The organism is Arthrobacter sp. K4-10C (genome assembly GCF_059090085.1).
Genome location: NZ_JBNHFI010000008.1, coordinates 185,471 through 203,025, shown reverse-complemented (window position 1 = coordinate 203,025; position 17,555 = coordinate 185,471). Strand labels below are relative to the sequence as shown.

Sequence of the window (17,555 nt, the reverse complement as noted above, 5' to 3'; positions counted from 1 at the left end):
CATGAGCAAGATGCGTACCGTTGATGCAGCGGTTGCCATCCTGGAAAAGGAGGGCGCCATTGAGGCGTTCGGCCTGCCAGGCGCTGCGATCAACCCCTTTTACTCCGCGATGCGCGCCCACGGCGGCATCCGCCACACCCTGGCCCGCCACGTTGAGGGCGCCAGCCACATGGCCGACGGCTTCAGCCGCGCCAAGGACGGCAACATCGGCATCTGCATCGGCACCTCCGGGCCCGCCGGTACGGACATGATCACCGGCCTCTACGCCGCCTGGGCCGACTCCATCCCCATGCTCTGCATCACCGGCCAGGCCCCCGTGGCCAAGCTGCACAAGGAAGACTTCCAGGCGGTGGACATCGAGTCCATCGCCAAGCCCGTCACCAAGATGGCCATGACCATCCTGGAGCCCGGCCAGGTTCCCGGCGCCTTCCAGAAGGCGTTCCAGCTGATGCGCTCCGGCCGCCCCGGCCCCGTCCTGCTGGACCTGCCCATCGACGTGCAGCTGGCCGAGATCGAATTCGACATCGACACCTACGAGCCCCTGCCCATCGAAAAGCCCACGGCCTCCCGCAAGCAGCTGGAGAAGGCCCTGGACATGCTGACGGGTTCCAGGCACCCGCTGATCGTGGCAGGCGGCGGCATCATTAACGCCGGCGCGTCGGCGCAGCTGGTGGAACTGGCCGAAATCCTCAACGTTCCGGTCATCCCCACCCTGATGGGCTGGGGCACCATCCCGGACGACCACCAGCTCATGGCCGGCATGGTGGGCCTGCAGACCTCGCACCGCTACGGCAACGAGAACTACCTGCAGAGCGACTTTGTGATCGGCATCGGCAACCGCTGGGCCAACCGCCACACCGGCGGCCTGGAGACTTACACCGCCGGCCGCAAGTTCGTGCACATCGACATCGAGCCCACGCAGATCGGCCGCGTGTTCTCACCGGACCTGGGCATCGCGTCCGACGCCGGCGCGGCGCTGGCGGGGCTGGTTGAGCTCGCCAGGGAGCGCAAGGCGGCAGGATCCCTGCCGGACTACAGTGCCTGGGCTGCCGAGTGCCAGGACCGCAAGGCGTCCCTGCACCGCAAGACCCACTTCGAGAACATCCCCATCAAGCCGCAGCGCGTGTACGAGGAGATGAACAAGTCCTTCGGCCGCGACACCATTTATGTGTCCACCATCGGCCTGTCCCAAATCGCCGGCGCCCAGATGCTGCACGTGTTCGGCCCGCGCAAGTGGATCAACGCCGGCCAGGCAGGCCCGCTGGGCTGGACGGCTCCGGCGGCCCTCGGCGTGGTGCGCGGCAAGCCGGACCAGACCGTTGTGGCCCTCTCCGGCGACTACGACTTCCAGTTCATGATCGAGGAACTGGCCGTGGGCGCGCAGTTCAACCTCCCCTACATCCACGTGGTGGTGAACAACTCCTACCTGGGCCTGATCCGCCAGTCCCAGCGCGGCTTCAACATGGAGCAGAACGTGTCCCTGGCGTTCGACAACGTCAACAGCGCGGACTTGTCCGAAAACGCACGCGGCTACGGCGTGGACCACCTGAAGGTGGCCGAGGGCCTGGGCTGCAAGGCCGTGCGCGTGGAGGACCCCAACGACCTCGCAGCCGCCTTCGACAAGGCCAAGGCACTGATGGGGGAATTCCAGGTTCCCGTGGTGGTTGAAGTGATCCTGGAAAAGGTCACCAACATCTCCATGGGCGTGGAAATCAACGCCATCAACGAGTTTGAAGAACTGGCCGAAACCGCCGGGGACGCACCCACCGCCATCCTGGCGCTGCAGGCCTAAACCGTGCGCATCGTCATTGCCCCGGACAAGTTCAAGGGATCGCTCTCCGCCCCGGAGGTCTGCATGCACCTGGAAAAGGGACTGCAGCGCGGCGCCGGTACGGCAGTCGGCAACCTTGACGTCGTCCGGATTCCGGTGGCCGACGGCGGCGAGGGCACCCTCGACGCCGCCGTCGGCTCCGGCTTCAGCCGCCGCACCGCAACCGTAGCGGGGCCTACCGGCCAGCCCGTAGAAGCGGACTTCGCGGTCCGGGACCACGAGGCAGTCATCGAGATGGCCACCTCCTCCGGATTGGCGCTGGTGCCCGAGGTGCTGCGCGGCGGCCGGCCGGATTCCGCTTCCGCCCTCGCGGCCACCAGCCTCGGCACAGGCCAGCTGATCCGCGCAGCCCTGGACGCTGGTTGCCGCCGGATCGTGTTGGGGGTCGGCGGCAGCGCCAATACCGACGGCGGTGCGGGGCTCCTGCAGGGGCTCGGGGCCAGGCTCCTGGACAGCAGGAACAACGAACTGCCGCCGGGCGGTGCTGCGCTCGCCAACCTGCACAGCATCGACTTCACCAACTTTGAGCCCCGGCTGGTGGACACACGCTTTGTGCTGGCATCCGACGTCGATAATCCCCTGCTGGGCGCCGCGGGTGCCGCGGCGATTTTCGGCCCGCAGAAGGGTGCCACGCAGCAAGACGTCGACGTGCTCGACGCCGCCCTGGCCAGGTTTGTCGAAGTCCTGGCCAGGGAAATCGGATTCCGTGCCATCAAGGCCGCCGAGGCCCCCGGAGCGGGGGCAGCCGGGGGCGTCGGCTACGCCGCCATCGCCGCCCTGGCCGCGACCCGGCGGCCGGGCATCGACGTCGTCCTCGAATTCACGGGTCTCGCCGGCCGCCTGGCCGGAGCGGACCTGGTGATCACGGGGGAAGGCAGCCTGGACGAGCAAAGCCTGCTGGGCAAGACGCCCATGGGGGTGGCACGCGCGGCCGCCGCCCACGGCATTCCCGTCGTCGCCGTCTGCGGCCGGACCACCCTGGAGGACCGGCAGGCAGCGGCAGCCGGGTTCAAGGCGGTTTACGCTTTGACCGCACTCGAAAGCGATGTAAACAGGTGCATAACAGAGGCAGCGCCGCTTCTGGAGCAGTTGGGCACCCTGATCAGCGGAAGGCTGGCAGCCGGCGGTTACGCCAGCACCGCACGTACCAAGGAGGACCTCCGTGTCTGAAGAACGTTATGACCTCGTCATCCGTGGCCGGCGCATCCTGACTACCGCCGGGATCGCGCCGCGCGAGGTGGGCGTCCGCGGCGGAAAGGTCGTGGCCATCGAACCGCTGGGCAACGGCCTGGCCGGCGCGGAAGTCATTGAACTCGCCGAGGACGAAACCCTGCTCCCCGGCCTGGTGGACACCCACGTCCACGTCAACGAGCCCGGCCGCACCGAGTGGGAGGGCTTCGCTTCCGCCACCCGCGCCGCGGCAGCCGGAGGCGTGACCACCATCATCGACATGCCCCTGAACTCTGTACCGCCCACCACCACCGTGGAAAACCTCAAGCTCAAGCGCGAGGTGGCCGAGGACCAGGCATTCGTCGACGTCGGGTTCTGGGGCGGCGCCATCCCCGGAAACAAGGCCGACCTCCGGCCCCTGCACGACGAGGGCGTGTTCGGCTTCAAGTGCTTCCTGCTGCACTCCGGAGTGGACGAGTTCCCCCACCTGGATGCGGACGAGATGGAGGAGGACATGGCCGAGCTGAAGTCCTTCGACTCGCTCATGATCGTCCACGCCGAGGACTCGCACGCCATCGACCGGGCGCCCCACCCCGGCGGCGACCACTACTCCACCTTCCTCGCTTCCCGGCCGCGGGGTGCGGAGAACAAGGCCATCGCAGAAGTCATTGAACGGGCACGCTGGACCGGTGCGCGCGCGCACATCCTGCACCTCTCGTCGTCGGACGCCCTGCCCATGATCGCCTCCGCCAAGCGCGACGGCGTCAAGCTCACCGTGGAGACGTGCCCGCACTACCTCACGCTCATGGCGGAGGAAATTCCCGACGGCGCCACCGCCTACAAGTGCTGCCCGCCCATCCGCGAGGCCTCCAACCGCGAGCTGCTGTGGCAGGGCCTGCTGGACGGCACCATCGACTGCATCGTCTCGGACCACTCCCCCTCCACGCTGGACCTGAAGGACTTGGAAAACGGCGACTTCGCCGTGGCCTGGGGCGGCGTCTCGTCGCTGCAGCTGGGGCTGTCCCTGATCTGGAGCGAGGCGCGGCACCGGGGTATCCCGCTGGAGCAGGTTGTCTCGTGGATGGCGGAAAAGCCCGCCAACCTGGCCCGGCTCACCAACAAGGGCCAGCTGGCGCTCGGCTACGATGCCGATTTTGCCGTCTTCGCCCCGGACGAGGCGTTCGTGGTTGACGTTTCCAAGCTCAAGCACAAGAACCCCATCACGCCCTATGACGGCAAGACCCTGTCCGGCGTGGTCCGCAAGACGTTCCTGCGCGGCGCTGTGGTGGACGGCCAGACCCCCACGGGCAAGCTGATCCGCCGCGGCGGAGTATAAGGACGCCCCATGGCAGTGGAAGCCCACCATCCGCGGACGGCCTACCGTCCGCGGATGGTCCAGCCCAAAGCTGCCGCCCGCGGGCTGGCCGTGTGGGTGGTGCCGGAGGAAGGAACCAGCCCCGAGCTCCTGGCCCGCGCCGCCCAGCTGGTCCTTGCCAGGGCCCTGCAAACTGCTCCGGAGGCGGAAGTCCATTGGCCTGCCGCCGGAGCTCCCATAGCCGGGTCCTCCGCCGCGGAAGGAGCCGCAGCAAACTCCTCCCGCACTCCTTCCGCGGCGGAGGCGCCTGATGCGCCCGCCGCGGCACCGGGCGAGGACGACGGCGGCACCAGGCTGCCGCCGTCGGCCGGCCCCGTCAGCCGCATGGCGGTGGACCTGGCGGCCGATACAGTCCTGCTGGACGGCAAACCCGTGCCGCTCACCGGTGTCGAATTCAAGGTGCTGCGGTACCTGGTGACGCACCTGTCCCGGACCGTTAGCCGGGAAGAACTGCAGGAGTTCCTGGACTCGTTCGAAACGCCCGGCGCCTCCGCCCGGTCCATCGACGTGTACGTGGGCCGGATCCGGCGGAAGCTCGGCAACGCACGCCACGCCGTGGCCACCGTCCGCGGCGGCGGATACCAGTTCATCCCGGGTCAATGCGCCACGGTGCGCGGCCCGGCGGAATACTGCATATGACGCCGGAGTTGTATGACTGAGCGGGAAGCCGCTTCACTTGATGTTTGGCCATAATTGACCGACCCTTCCAAAGGAACACCATGAGCCCCACCCTGACAACCAAGCTGCAGCCCGGAACCCAGGCCCCTGACTTCACCCTCAAGGACGCCCAGGGCCGCGAGACTGCCTTGGCCGACTACCGTGGCCAGAATGTCATTGTGTACTTCTACCCGAAGGCGGCCACCCCCGGCTGCACCACCGAGGCATGCGACTTCCGCGACAGCCTGGCCTCCCTGCAGGGCAAGGGCTACCAGGTCATCGGCGTCTCCCCCGACGCCCCCGAGGCCCTGGCCGGCTTCAGCGGGGACTTCGCCCTGACCTTCCCGCTGCTCTCCGACGAGGACCATGCTGTTGCCCTGGCCTACGGTGCCTGGGGCGAGAAGCTGGTCAACGGCGAAATCGTCGAAGGCATCGTCCGCTCCACAGTGGTGGTGGACCCCGAAGGCAACGTCACCCTGGCGCAGTACCAGGTGCAGGCCGACGGGCACGTCGCAAGGCTGAAGGAAGCCTTGGGAATCTAAGGCGCTCCCTCACTTCCGGCGCCTTCCCGCCTGACGCTCTCGCGCATCTGCGCGGGAGCGTCGGCCGTATGTGGACCCGTTGACGGCGCCGATGCGCCCCTTCTAGGCTCCTGCCATTGCGACAGCCAGCAGCAAGGAGCAGGGGAATGGGCAACGACGACGGGCAGATGCGCGAGCGGATGGGGCGCCTTGGCTTTGGCGGTACCGGCGTGGGCAACCTTTACCGTGCGATCCCTGACGAACAGGCGGAAGCCACGGTGGAGGCAGCCTGGGAGGCCGGCATCCGCTACTTCGATACAGCACCGCATTACGGCCTTGGCCTGTCCGAACGGCGCATGGGCCGCATCCTACAGGGCAAACCGCGGAATGAGTTCATCCTCTCCACGAAGGTGGGCCGGGTCCTGGTCCCGTCGCCGGCGACTCGTGACTCCCGGGATCCGGAAGGCTTCGACGTTCCCGCCGGCCTCCGGCGCGAATGGGATCCCTCCGAGGCCGGGGCGAGGCGCAGTATTGAGCAGTCACTGGAACGGCTGGGGCTCGACTACATCGATATCGCCTACCTGCATGATCCTGACGTCTACAGCATGGAAGATGCAGTGAAGACCGCGCTGCCTGCCCTGGAAAAGCTTCGGGCCGAAGGCCTGGTGCGGGCCATTGGGGTCGGCACCAACACCGCCGGCGCCGCCCTGGAGTGCGTGGAAGCCGCCCACCTGGACTTCCTCATGCTCGCCGGCAGGTTCACCATGCTGGAACAGCCAGGATCTGACAGCCGCCCGGGTGCAGGACTGCTGGACCGCTGCCGGGAACTGGGGACGGGGGTAGTCAGCGTCGGCGTCTACAACTCCGGCATCCTTGCCAAGCCCGACCTGCCGTCCGATGCGCACTACAACTACTCCCAGGCCAGTGAAGAGATCCTGGCAAAGGCCCGGCGGCTGGCCGGAATTTGCAACGAACACGGCGTGGAACTCCCCACCGCTGCCATCCAGTTTCCCTTCCGGCACCCGGCCGTCGTCAACGTCACGGTGGGAGCCAGCAGGCCGGAGCAGATCAGCGAAAGCGCGCGGCGGATGGCCGCGGAGGTGCCGGCCAGGCTGTGGCAGGACCTGCAGGATCAGGGGCTCATCCCGGCCTGAGGGACCCTCTCCTGTCCTCTGTCCTCTGCTGTGGCAAGTCTTCCGGATCCGTTGCCGGGCGCATGGGGCCGGTGACAGGATGGCGTCATGTCCATCGAGGTCCGGCCCGCAACCATTTTCGAGGACGTTCGCACGCTGGTGGGGCCCAAGCGGCCGGACGCGAACGTCTGCTGGTGCCTGAGCTACCGCATCCCCTCCAAGCTGAACCAGTCGCTGCATGGGACGGAGCGCGGGGAACTGGTGAAGGAGTTGGTGGCGCAGGATCCCCCGCCGGGCGTGCTGGCATACGACGACGGTGAGCCGGTGGGGTGGGCAGCGGTCCACCCGCGTGCCGACACGAGTTTCGCGGGGAACAGGCGAATCCCGCACGTGGACACCCTGGATGTGTGGTCCGTGTGGTGCATCCGGGTACGGCCGGGCCACCGCGGGAAGGGCATTTCCCACGCCCTCCTGGCAGGTGCGGTGGACTTTGCCCGCTCCTACGGGGCGCACGCCGTCGAAGGCTATCCGGTGGACAACGGCGGATCGAAAGTGGACCTCACCATGGCCTATGTGGGCACCCGCAAACTTTTTGAGGATGCCGGATTCACCAAGGCCGCAGACACGCAGTCCGTGCTGAACGGGTTCCCGCGGGTGCTGATGCGGCTGCAGCTGGGCACCCCTTGATCCGCCAGGCCGTCATGGCCGCATAACGCTGCTGTAACGCCCCGTTGCCTAGCATGCGGTCGTACCCCGAAAAACCTCGTGCAAGGGATAAAGGCAGGAAAAATCATGGAAGCGGCTGCTGAAGAACTGGTCCACCGGATCGGGGACACATTCGTTTGCGCTACGGAGGGGCGGGGGCACGCGACCCCGGGAGGACGCCCACCGAGCGAAATAGTTGTCGATGCCACAGAGGGCTTCGTTCCGCTGTGGCACGCGGGCACCATTTTGAAGTGGCGCTTCCAGGAACGTTCCTTCGCGCTCGCGTCCAGCCCCGAACAAAGCAAGGCCGTCGTCGGTGACCTGATGGGCGAATGCCTGTTGCGCTGGGGCTCTGCAGCTCCGGTGCGATTCACGCGGGACGACGACCTATGGGATTTCGAGATCGTGCTGCGGAACGCGCCGGACTGCACTCCCGCCGGCTGCGTCCTCGCGAGTGCATTCTTTCCCGACGGCGGGCGGCACCAGCTGACCATCTACCCCACCCTGTTCCAGCAGGTGCGCGAGGAGCAGGTTGAGACGATGATCCACGAGTTTGGGCACGTCTTTGGTCTGCGGCACTTTTTCGCCAACATCCGCGAAACCGCCTGGCCGTCGGAGGTTTTCGGAACCCACGAACCGTTCACCATCATGAACTACGGGTCGATGAGCAAGCTCACGGATGCGGACCTGGGTGACCTGAAGGAACTGTACCGGCTTGCCTGGAGCGGCCATTTGACCAACATCAACGGCACGCCGATCCGGCTGGTGCATCCCTACAGCTTCACGGGGTCGTTTGTCCTGGACGGGGCGGGATCAGTGCCCTCCGCGCTTCAGCCCGCCGCACGGTCCGCGACCTACTGAAGAGGTCCGGAAGCCGGCACTTAGCGTTTCTTCCACCATTTTCGTGACCAGTCCCGCTCCATGGCCCACAGCGCCAAAAGCAGCGCGTCCACGGTCATCAATCCCGCGATAAGGTACGCCCAACCGGCCATCCAACCCACTGCAATCTCCTGACTGTCTCCCCCAGCCACTCGATTGCTCCTAAGTGTGACACCTAAACCGCTGCGGCGGAACGCCCCGGATCCACAGACCTGAAAAGTGCCTCGAGCCTGTTGTGCGCATCGGTCTCCAGCTTCAGGCGGCGTGTCAGCTTCTCCACCTGGTCGGACATCGCCGCGCCAACCGGCAGCCTGTCGCCGGGCCAGCTGGAGACTTCGCGGGATTCCGCAAGTGCCTCTGCAAGTGCCTTCGCCGCGGCACGGACCTTCCGCGAGTGGAGGTAAAGGCGCATCAGCGCCCTGGCCTTGTCCGCGCCCGCACTTGCCAGCCCGCGGAATGTCGGCTCGCGGGATCCCGGCTCGTGGAATGTTGGCTCGTGGAATGTTGGCTCGGCGCCGGCTTCCGCCCCGCCGCATCCTGTGGCAGGTTCCGCCGTCCGGTCCTTGATGTTGATGTGTCCCATTGGCTGCTCCGCCCTCCCGCATGCCGTCCAGCTTCCGGTGGGTCGTCGTCGACCGTTTTCCTGCCCGGAAGGTGTGTCCCTATTGAGTGTCCCGAACCTTGCTCAACGTCCGGGCAAGCGGATCCCAAGATTGCCGCAAGATCCTGCGAGGCCCGCCACCGCGGGATGGCAGGGAAAAACACGGGGAAGCACAAAAGGACTGTGAAGTGCTAAGACATGCCCTGTCGCAGTTAATACGGTAGAAGTAGAGCTATGGTCTCAACCTCCGAAATCCGACGTGCCGTTGTCATCGAGGATGATCCTGACATCCGGGGGCTGCTGGTCCGCGTCCTGCAGAAGCAGGGTTTCGAGGTATCGCACGCCGGCGCGGGGATGCCGGGGGTGGAGGAAGTGCGCCGCGTCCAGCCGGACCTGGTCACGTTGGACCTTAACCTTCCGGATCTTGACGGCCTGGAAGTCTGCAAACTGCTGCGGGAGTTTTCGGACGCCTTCATCATCATGCTGACCGCACGGGCCGGCGAGCTGGACAAGCTGACCGGCCTGGACAACGGCGCCGACGAATATCTCAGCAAGCCGTTCAGCCCCCGGGAACTGCAGTCCAGGATCAACGCGCTGTTCCGCCGCCGGCCTTCCGCGTCCGCCGATTCTGCCGCCCGCAGCGAACTGCAGAGGGCCACCGAGGTACAGCAGAGCCTATTGCCCAAGGAGGACATCCGAGTTCAGGGTTACGACGTTGCCGGCATGTTCCGCCCCTCACGAAGCGTGGGCGGCGACTTCTACGACTGGTACCAGACCTCCGACGGACTCCACCTCACCTTCGCTGACGCCATGGGCAAGGGCATGGGAGCTGCCCTGATCGCGGCAACGGTCCGCGCCGTCATGCGCTCCACCGGCCACCGGCAGGACCTGAACGCTGCCTTCGCTTCTGCCAGCAAGGCCATCGCCACGGACCTGGACTCCTCCAACTCCTTCGTCACCCTGTTCCACGCCCGGCTGGACGCGGGGTCGGGGAAGGTCAGCTATGTCGACGCCGGGCACGGGCTTGCGCTGCACGTCCAGTCGGGCGGGGCGGCTGAGCGCCTTCCCTCCGGCGGCCCGCCCGTGGGTGCCTGGGCCGGGACGGACTGGCCGCAGTCCGCTTTCGACCTGGCGCCGGGAGACTCCCTGGTGGTGGTGAGCGACGGGGTGCTGGACGTTTTCGATTCAGTGGAGGATTTCACCAAAGCCGTCCGCACCGCCGCACAGGGCCACGAGTCCGCACACGCAGCAAGCAGCGCCATCATGGCCCTGGCCCCGGCGGAAACCGCCGAGGACGACGTGACCGTGGTCGTGGTCCGACGGCTTCCGGACGAGGTCACTGCGTGACCCGTTTCTGGACCCGCCTGGTGGTGGTGCTCACCGTCATCACCGGGGTCAACTACATCACCTGGCGCTGGCTTGCATCCCTCAACTGGGATGCCTGGTGGATCGCCCTGCCGCTGGTGATCGCCGAAACCTACAGCCTGATCGACGTCATGCTCTTCGGCATGACCGTCTGGCGGCTGAAAGTCCGCAAGGGCGCACCGCCGCCTCCGCCGGACGCTACCGTGGACGTCTTCATCACCACCTACAACGAAGACCTGGACATGGTGATGACAACCGCCCTGGCGGCCCAAGGGATCCGGCACCCCCACAGCACCTGGATCCTCGACGACGGCGCCCGCCCCGAGCTGAAGGCCCTCGCGGAACAGCACGGGCTGGGCTACGTCACGCGGAGCGATGACTGGACCTCGGACCTGCCCCGCCATGCCAAGGCCGGCAACCTGAACAATGCCCTGATGCAGACGGACGGCGAGTTCCTCCTGATCCTGGACGCGGACCAGATCCCCGAGCCCGACATCCTGGAAAAGACCCTCGGCTACTTCAATAACCGCCGCGTGGCCCTGGTCCAGACGCCGCAGTACTTCAGCAACGTCCCTGCCGACGATCCCCTCGGGAGCCAGGCACCCCTGTTCTACGGCCCTATCCAACAGGGCAAGGACGGTTGGAACGCCGCATTCTTCTGCGGCTCCAACGCCATCCTGCGCAGGGAAGCCCTCATGCAGCTGGGCCTGGTGGGCTACGTGAAGGAGACCGAAAAGAGCATCCGCCGGGCGCTGGCGGCATCGCAGACCGCCATCAAGAAGGCACGGAAGTCCGCGGACATGGAGTCACCGCTGGTGGCCGAGGTGCTGGACGAGGTGGAGGCGGCCACCGGCGAGGCGCAGAGGGAACTTGAAGCCGGGCAGCCGCTCGGCGAAATCACCTACCGCGTCCGCCGCCGCGTGGACGCCGCCGTGCAGACCCTGGTGATGGCCGACGTCGAGGCCCTGCAATCAGATCTCGAGGAAATTGCCGCGATGGAACTCGCGCATGTGGGTGACGCGGGTGTCCCCGTGGTGGCGGACGACGCCGTGCAGCGGATGTCCCGCCGCGACTGGTCCCCGTTGGGCGCCCTCGAATCGGTGCAGGCTGTCCTGGACGCGCTCTCCGTGGAACGCAGCGACGAGGCCCAGCCCGTGATGCCGCTGGCCACCATTTCCGTCACAGAGGACATGGCTACAGCCATGCGGATGCATGCCATGGGCTGGCAGAGCGTCTACCACCACGAAGTCCTCGCCTACGGCCTGGCGCCGGAGGACCTGAAGACCATGCTCACGCAGCGGCTGCGCTGGGCCCAGGGCACCATCCAGGTGCTGCTCCGGGAGAACCCGCTGGTGCAGAAGGGCCTCAAGATCGGCCAGCGGCTGATGTACTTTGCCACCATGTGGACTTACCTCAGCGGGTATGCGGCCGTGATCTACTTCGCCGCGCCCATCATCTACCTGCTGCTGGGCATCCTGCCGGTCACCAGCCTGAGCTGGGATTTCTTCATCCGGTTCATCCCGTTCATGGTGGTCAACCAGATCCTGTTCGCTGTCGCCGGCCGCGGCATCCCCACCTGGCGCGGGCAGCAGTACAGCCTGGCGCTGTTTCCCACGTGGATCAAGGCCTGTTCGACGGCGGCGCGGAATGTCTGGTTCGGCCGTCCCCTGGGGTTCGCCGTCACCCCCAAGGCCCGCCAGAGCGGCGGACCCAGCTGGAGCCTGATCCGGCCCCAGATCGTGGTGTCCGTGCTGCTGGCCGTAGCCGCCGTCGCCGGCATCATCCGCCTGGCCGCGGGTTTGGCGGAACCGCTGGGCACCCTGGTGAACGTCGCCTGGGTCATTTTCGACCTGGTGGTTATGAGCATCCTGGTCCGCGCCGTGCTTTACAAGGGCTATGAACCAGCCGCAGAACCCGTGGTCCGATGAACACAGAAAAGGAGTCCTGATGCAATTCAGTTACGAGGTACGGAATTCGTACGCGGAGGTCAAAGCGGACGGGCGGCTCAACATGGTCTCCGCCCCCAAGCTGCGCGAGTTCGTGACCGACGTGATCGCCGGCGGATCCAACCGGATCGTGATCAACCTGGAAAAGACAGCGTTCATGGACTCGTCCGGCCTGGGCGCGCTCATCGGCTGCCTCAAAGCGGCCCGCCAGGCCGGCGGGGACCTTCGGATCGCTGCCGTCCAGCCGCAGGTCAAGATGGTCCTGCAGCTAACCAGCATGGACAAGGTCCTCACCTCGTACCCCTCGCCCGAGGAGGCGTTCAGCAATGACTGAAGTCCTCGCCTCGCGCAGCTTCCGGGGACCCGCTGCCGAAGACGCCATCGAATCCGTCCACAACGACCTGGACAGCCTCTGGCTGGACGTCCCCTTCGTCCAGGACATGGATCAGATGACGTTTACGACTGCCGTCATTGAGTCCGCGTCCAACATCGTCCAGCACGCCGAGCCGGCCGGGGAGGAACCCGTGGAACTGGGCGTGGACATCACGGTCCGGCCCGCACTGCTCCAGGCCCGAGTCAGCGCATACCATGCCAAGCCGCCGTTCGGCCCAATGGAACCGGCGGTTCCCGGGGAGGACGCCGAGTCCGGCCGGGGGCTGGCGCTGATCGAGGCACTGGTCACCACCGTCACGTTCGAGCGGCAGGACGGGACCAACACGTGGGTGCTGTCGCGGACGTCGTCGCAGGGCTGACCCCGGGCAGGGCCTGCGCCTAGGGTTCCACGGGGAACAACACGGAAACGGTGGTGCCGCCGCCGGGAGTGTCGCCGAGGGCCAGCTCTCCGCCGTGCGCCTGTGCGATGCGGCGGCACGTGGCCAGCCCCAGCCCCGTTCCGGGGCCGTCCCCTGGACGGTTCAGCCGGACCAGCGGCTCCACTGCGCGCTGCCGCTCCGCCGGAAGGATGCCCTTGCCGTTGTCTGCCACATGGACTGTGACGCCCTGGGGGCAGGTTTCGGCAGTGACGGTGACCTCAAGCTGCCGTTGCGGGTCCCGGTAGTTCAACGAGTTCGCCAGGAGGTTCTGCACCAGGGTGCGCAGCTGTCCGCGGTCCGCAAAGAGCTCCGCATCCTCGCACAGGATTCCGCTGCCCAACCCCAGGTCAACGCCGAGATCCTGGGCAGCTTCAGCGGTGACGGCCAGCAGGGACACCCGCTCGCGGTTCAAGGCTCCGTCCGCACGCGAGTACGCCAGCACGTCCTCGAGCGTCACCAGCATGCGTTGCCCGCCGTGCCTGATGAGCGAGAGGTACTCCTTTGACGGGTGCCCGGGTGGAACGTCCGGATCGTCCTCGGCGAGCTCCACGTAGCCCAGGATGGTGGTCAGCGGCGTCCGGAGGTCATGGCTGACGCGTCCGGCAAACTCGGCCAGCATCGCGTTGCTGCGCTGGAGCTCCTCCAGCGCAGCGTTGAGCTGCAGCGTGCGGTGCTGCAGCTCCAGCAGCTCCACCACCTGCCGCGCCAGGACCTCCAGCAGGCCGATCTGTTCCGGGGTGGGAAGCTCCGCCCTGTCCGAAAAGACGCACAGCGAGCCCAGCACCAGGCCGTCCGGGGTCACCAGCGGCACGGACGCGTAGAAGCGGACGTCCGCGATCTCTCCCGTGACAAAGGGGTTGGCAGAAAACCGGGGGTCGCGTGAGGCATCGCGTACCACGGTGGTGCCCGGGGTGAGGAAAACAGTGGCGCACATGGAGTCGCGGCGTGAACAGACGCCGGGATCGATCCCCGAGGCCGCAATCTGCAGTTGCTGTTGGGACGTGATGATGTTGACCACGCTGTACGGCACCCCGCAGATGGAAGCCGCCATGCAGACCAGGCTGTCCAGGGTTCCCTGGGCCCGTTCGTCCGCAAGTGCCGGTATCTGCCCGGGAAGCTCGGGCAGCAGCCCGTATTCCCGCAGGCCCAGATCGCGTCCGGCGTCCCGATCGGTCAGCATTTGCATAGCCGCCCCGTCCATATTCTTTTCTTCCCCCAGCATCTTCATCACAGGCCAGCGGGCCCTTCCGTGATGATACCGGGTGCGTTGGGCTGGTGCTGTAGTCTCTTGACACCGGACGGGTCCTGCTTTTGAATATTACGTATGCTGAAATAACAGTTCCATGATGCGGAAGCTCGTCTGCGGTCCGGCCGTGGGCGAGTGCCGGGAAGTCCGGCCTCCGCATAGCCGTCACCATGGATGCCAGCATTCGTACCGAGGACCCTGCCAGCATGAAGCTTGCCGAATTCAACTCCGCGGATCCCGCTGCGGCCACCGCCGCGCTCCGGCCCTGCATCGACGTCACCAGGTGGGTGGACGCGGTCACCGCGGCCCGCCCCTTCCCCACAAGGGAAGCCCTCCTGGCCTTCGCGGCCGAGGCCGCCAACCCGTTCACGGCCGCCGAGGTGGAGGCAGCCATGGCGCACCATCCCCGGATCGGGGAGCGGCCGACGGCGGCCACCGCCGAAGCGTCCATGTCCCGGTCGGAGCAGGCCGGCGTCGACCCCGGGGACGCGGCGGCCGCCGAAGCCCTGGCGAAGGGCAACCGGGACTACGAGGAGAAGTTCGGCCGCGTGTTCCTGATCCGCGCCGCCGGCCGCACCGCCCCGGAAATCCTGCAGTCCCTCAACCAGCGGCTCACCAACTCCCCCGAGCAGGAAGACACCATCGTGGCCCAGCAACTGCGCGAAATCGCCGTACTGCGGCTTGAAGGACTGATCACCGAATGAGCGTTTCCCACGTCACCACGCACATCCTGGACACCGGCGCCGGACTCCCGGCGGCGGGGGTCGCCGTCGTGCTTTCCAAGAACGACGGCGGCACCTGGCTGGAGCTGGCACAATCCACTACCGACGCGGACGGCAGGGCGAAGGACCTGGGCCCGGAGCACCTGGAGCCCGGCCGCTACAAACTCAACTTTGCCACCGGAGACTACTACGCCGGACTGCAGGCGGCCACCTTCTTCCCCGAAGTGGACCTCGTTTTTGAAGTGACAGGCCCTGAGCATTACCACGTCCCGCTGCTGCTGAGCCCATTCGCCTATTCCACCTACCGCGGCAGCTAAGCCGCTCGGAAGGCCAGCGGAGTCAACCGCGTTAACGCAATGTCGGCCGTGTCACAGTTCCCGGCATAGGATCAGAAAGGTGACTATCCGAGAGGCAGCTTTGCGGCCTTGTGGCGGGCAGTAAGCCGCAGAAACTACGTGGGAGTGGATCATGGCTTCAAACGGTGACCTCGAATCCGAGGCCGAGGCCGAGGGCGGCCAGCAGGGTGGCGTCCAGTCCGTGGAACGCGCCCTGACCGTCCTGGAGATCCTTGCCCGGGAGGGCCATGCCGGCGTGAGCGAAATCGCCGAGGAAATGGGCATTCACAAGTCCACGGTTTCCCGGCTGATGGGTTCACTGGTCAGCCGGGACATAGTGCACCAGAACAGCGAACGCGGAAAGTACCAGCTGGGGTTCGGCATCCTCCGCCTGGCCAGTTCCATTCCGGGCCGGCTGAGCCTGGTCCACGAGGCACGTGAGGTGCTTGAAAGCCTCGCCCTGGAATTCAAGGAAACCGTCAACCTGGCCGTCCTGCGCTCCAACTATGCCGTCAACGTGGACCAGGCCATGGGACCCTCCACCCTCGCCACCTATGACTGGGTGGGCAGCCTGACCCCGTTGCATGCCACGTCCAGCGGAAAGATCCTGCTGGCTGCCCTGAGCGCGGACGAACGTGACCGCATCCTGAAGGAGACTGGCCTTCCCGCCCGCACCTCCCGCACGGTCACCAGCCGCAAGGAACTGGACAAACAGCTCCTGGAAGCCGCCGGCAAAGGGTACGCCGTGGTGCGCGAGGAGTTCGAGATCGGCCTGAACGCGGTTGCCGTTCCCGTTTACAACCACCAGGGTGCGGTGGCAGGTGCCATCAGCATCTCCGGGCCGGCGTTCCGTTTCGACCCCGAGCAGACGCCCGGCCTGCTTGAGTCGCTCAAGCAGGCGGGGCTGAAGGTCAGCACCAACATGGGATACACCCGGCGCTAAGACAGCTATGGCCCTGGACTACGGTCCAGGGCCATTGCGTATGTTCAGTTATGCGGCTGGCGCGGGCTAGGAGACCGGGCTGGCTGCCGGGACTTCGTTCCGTTCAATGGTCTCCGCGCGCTCCTCCAGCGGCGGGGTGTCGGCGGTAAGGCCCAGGCGCACATCACCGGACATCTGCACGTCGCCCACCTTCTCGTGCACCCAGTCGTGGAAGGCGCCGATGTGGTGCTCGGAGGGAACCAGGACACCACCCTTGGCGTAAGTCTTGGAGGCCATTCCGGGCTGGCAGCGTTCGCAGGCGTCGAAGTCCTGCATGTTCACCCGGTGGAAGAGTTCCACCGACGCCGTGACGTCCTTGCCGGACTCGACCACGGAGGGCAGGTAGAGCCAGTCGCACTCTACGATGGTGTGGTCGGCGGCCAGCGGGAACATCCGGTGGATGATCACGTGGTCCGGGACCAGGTTCACGAACACGGTGGGCTTGATGGTGATGGCGTAGTAGCGGCGGTCCTGGTCCTCGCTGACACCGGGGATCACATCCAGGCCCTCGGAGCCGTCCACGGTGAAGCCCTTGATGTCCTCGCCGAACTCCGCGCCGTGGCCCACGAAGTACTGGGCGGCCAGGCCGTCGGCAAATTCCGGCAGGACCTCGGTCAGTTCCGGGTGGATGGTGGCGCAGTGGTAGCACTCCATGAAGTTCTCGATGATGAGCTTCCAGTTGGCCTTTACGTCGTACTTAATCCGCCGGCCCAGGGACAGGTTGGCCACATCGTACCCGTCGATGGCGTGGACACTGCCCAGGCGCTCCTCGATGGCACCCATAACGTCCTCTTCGAACGACGGCGGCTCCTCGGCCAGGCACACCCACACGTAGCCGAGGTACTCGCGGATGTGGACCTTGGCCAGGCCGTACTCGTCCCGGTCGATGTCGGGCATCTTGGTCAGGTTCGGGGCGGCGATCAGCTTGCCCTCGAAGTCGTAGGTCCAGGCGTGGTAGGGGCACTGGAAGGAGCGGGCCGCTTCGCCCTGTTCCTCCATGCACAGCTTCACGCCGCGGTGCCGGCAGACGTTGTAGAACGCCCGGATGGCACCCTTGCGGGTCCGGCTGATCAGGACGCTTTCCCGGCCCACCTGCACCGTCCGCCAGGCGCCGGCCTTGTCCAGGTCGGCCGAACGGATGGCGCAGAACCACATCTGCTCGAAAATCCGTTCCTGCTCGGCGCGGAATACCGCCTCATCCACATACGTCGAGCCCGGCAGCGTAGGAATCAGGCTCGGAGTGGTCACTTCAACAGACAAGGGTCCTCCTAACAA

At 66.4% G+C, this 17,555-nt stretch carries 18 protein-coding genes; 15 read left to right on the top strand and 3 right to left on the bottom strand.

Going from position 1 to position 17,555, the window contains the following annotated elements:
- Window position 1: 1 nt before the first annotated feature.
- The 8 genes from gcl to AC5RUU_RS13130 all read left to right on the top strand — a co-directional run bounded on the left by gcl (window position 2) and on the right by AC5RUU_RS13130 (window position 8,253).
- Entirely contained in the window at window positions 2–1,792 is a 1,791-nt protein-coding gene (gene gcl, locus AC5RUU_RS13165; RefSeq protein WP_493975648.1) for a glyoxylate carboligase, read from the top strand.
- A gap of 3 nt (window positions 1,793–1,795) precedes the next feature.
- Complete coding sequence (locus AC5RUU_RS13160; protein WP_493975647.1) at window positions 1,796–3,001, top strand: glycerate kinase; 1,206 nt, start codon at window positions 1,796–1,798, stop codon at window positions 2,999–3,001.
- Window positions 2,994–4,337, top strand: coding sequence for an allantoinase AllB (gene allB, locus AC5RUU_RS13155; RefSeq protein WP_493975646.1), 1,344 nt, complete (start codon window positions 2,994–2,996; stop codon window positions 4,335–4,337). The genes AC5RUU_RS13160 and allB overlap by 8 nt, the downstream gene beginning before the upstream one ends.
- Before the next feature lie 9 nt (window positions 4,338–4,346).
- Window positions 4,347–5,015: a winged helix-turn-helix domain-containing protein gene (locus AC5RUU_RS13150; RefSeq protein ID WP_493975645.1), complete on the top strand. Its 669-nt coding sequence runs from the start codon at window positions 4,347–4,349 to the stop codon at window positions 5,013–5,015.
- A gap of 80 nt (window positions 5,016–5,095) precedes the next feature.
- Entirely contained in the window at window positions 5,096–5,575 is a 480-nt protein-coding gene (gene bcp / locus AC5RUU_RS13145; protein WP_493975644.1) for a thioredoxin-dependent thiol peroxidase, read from the top strand.
- Window positions 5,576–5,721: 146 nt separating this feature from the next.
- A complete protein-coding gene (locus tag AC5RUU_RS13140) occupies window positions 5,722–6,708 on the top strand; it encodes an aldo/keto reductase (RefSeq protein ID WP_493975643.1) in 987 nt (328 codons plus the stop codon).
- An 87-nt stretch (window positions 6,709–6,795) separates the two neighbouring features.
- Window positions 6,796–7,374, top strand: a complete 579-nt coding sequence (locus AC5RUU_RS13135) for a GNAT family N-acetyltransferase (RefSeq protein ID WP_493975642.1) — start codon at window positions 6,796–6,798, stop codon at window positions 7,372–7,374.
- A gap of 105 nt (window positions 7,375–7,479) precedes the next feature.
- Complete coding sequence (locus AC5RUU_RS13130; protein WP_493975641.1) at window positions 7,480–8,253, top strand: zinc metalloprotease; 774 nt, start codon at window positions 7,480–7,482, stop codon at window positions 8,251–8,253.
- A gap of 193 nt (window positions 8,254–8,446) precedes the next feature.
- Here AC5RUU_RS13130 and AC5RUU_RS13125 read toward each other — a convergent pair whose 3' ends face one another.
- A complete protein-coding gene (locus tag AC5RUU_RS13125) occupies window positions 8,447–8,854 on the bottom strand; it encodes a hypothetical protein (protein ID WP_493975640.1) in 408 nt (135 codons plus the stop codon).
- A gap of 252 nt (window positions 8,855–9,106) precedes the next feature.
- On the opposite strand from AC5RUU_RS13125, the gene AC5RUU_RS13120 reads away from it, so the two are divergent.
- Genes AC5RUU_RS13120 through AC5RUU_RS13105 form a run of 4 tightly spaced genes read left to right on the top strand, consistent with a single transcriptional unit; the run spans window position 9,107 to window position 12,935 of the window.
- Entirely contained in the window at window positions 9,107–10,219 is a 1,113-nt protein-coding gene (locus AC5RUU_RS13120; RefSeq protein WP_493975639.1) for a PP2C family protein-serine/threonine phosphatase, read from the top strand.
- Window positions 10,216–12,165, top strand: coding sequence for a glycosyltransferase family 2 protein (locus tag AC5RUU_RS13115; RefSeq protein WP_493975638.1), 1,950 nt, complete (start codon window positions 10,216–10,218; stop codon window positions 12,163–12,165). The genes AC5RUU_RS13120 and AC5RUU_RS13115 overlap by 4 nt, the downstream gene beginning before the upstream one ends.
- A gap of 19 nt (window positions 12,166–12,184) precedes the next feature.
- Window positions 12,185–12,517 (top strand): STAS domain-containing protein, encoded by a 333-nt coding sequence (locus AC5RUU_RS13110; protein ID WP_493975637.1) that lies wholly within the window; start codon window positions 12,185–12,187, stop codon window positions 12,515–12,517.
- Window positions 12,510–12,935, top strand: a complete 426-nt coding sequence (locus tag AC5RUU_RS13105; RefSeq protein WP_493975636.1) for an ATP-binding protein — start codon at window positions 12,510–12,512, stop codon at window positions 12,933–12,935. Before AC5RUU_RS13110 ends, AC5RUU_RS13105 begins: the two co-directional genes overlap by 8 nt.
- A 19-nt stretch (window positions 12,936–12,954) precedes the next feature.
- On the opposite strand, the gene AC5RUU_RS13100 is transcribed toward AC5RUU_RS13105, so the two are convergent.
- On the bottom strand, window positions 12,955–14,181 hold the full coding sequence (locus tag AC5RUU_RS13100; protein WP_493975635.1) for a GAF domain-containing sensor histidine kinase: 1,227 nt from the start codon (window positions 14,179–14,181) through the stop codon (window positions 12,955–12,957).
- 266 nt (window positions 14,182–14,447) lie between these two features.
- On the opposite strand from AC5RUU_RS13100, the gene uraD reads away from it, so the two are divergent.
- The 3 genes from uraD to AC5RUU_RS13085 all read left to right on the top strand — a co-directional run bounded on the left by uraD (window position 14,448) and on the right by AC5RUU_RS13085 (window position 16,241).
- Complete coding sequence (gene uraD / locus AC5RUU_RS13095) at window positions 14,448–14,945, top strand: 2-oxo-4-hydroxy-4-carboxy-5-ureidoimidazoline decarboxylase (RefSeq protein ID WP_493975708.1); 498 nt, start codon at window positions 14,448–14,450, stop codon at window positions 14,943–14,945.
- The gene (uraH, locus tag AC5RUU_RS13090) at window positions 14,942–15,280 is read left to right on the top strand and encodes a hydroxyisourate hydrolase (RefSeq protein WP_493975634.1); all 339 of its coding nucleotides are present in this window, start codon (window positions 14,942–14,944) and stop codon (window positions 15,278–15,280) included. Before uraD ends, uraH begins: the two co-directional genes overlap by 4 nt.
- A 151-nt stretch (window positions 15,281–15,431) precedes the next feature.
- The gene (locus tag AC5RUU_RS13085) at window positions 15,432–16,241 is read left to right on the top strand and encodes an IclR family transcriptional regulator (RefSeq protein WP_493975633.1); all 810 of its coding nucleotides are present in this window, start codon (window positions 15,432–15,434) and stop codon (window positions 16,239–16,241) included.
- A 66-nt stretch (window positions 16,242–16,307) separates the two neighbouring features.
- On the opposite strand, the gene AC5RUU_RS13080 is transcribed toward AC5RUU_RS13085, so the two are convergent.
- Window positions 16,308–17,540, bottom strand: a complete 1,233-nt coding sequence (locus AC5RUU_RS13080; protein ID WP_493975632.1) for an aromatic ring-hydroxylating oxygenase subunit alpha — start codon at window positions 17,538–17,540, stop codon at window positions 16,308–16,310.
- Window positions 17,541–17,555 lie beyond the last annotated feature (15 nt).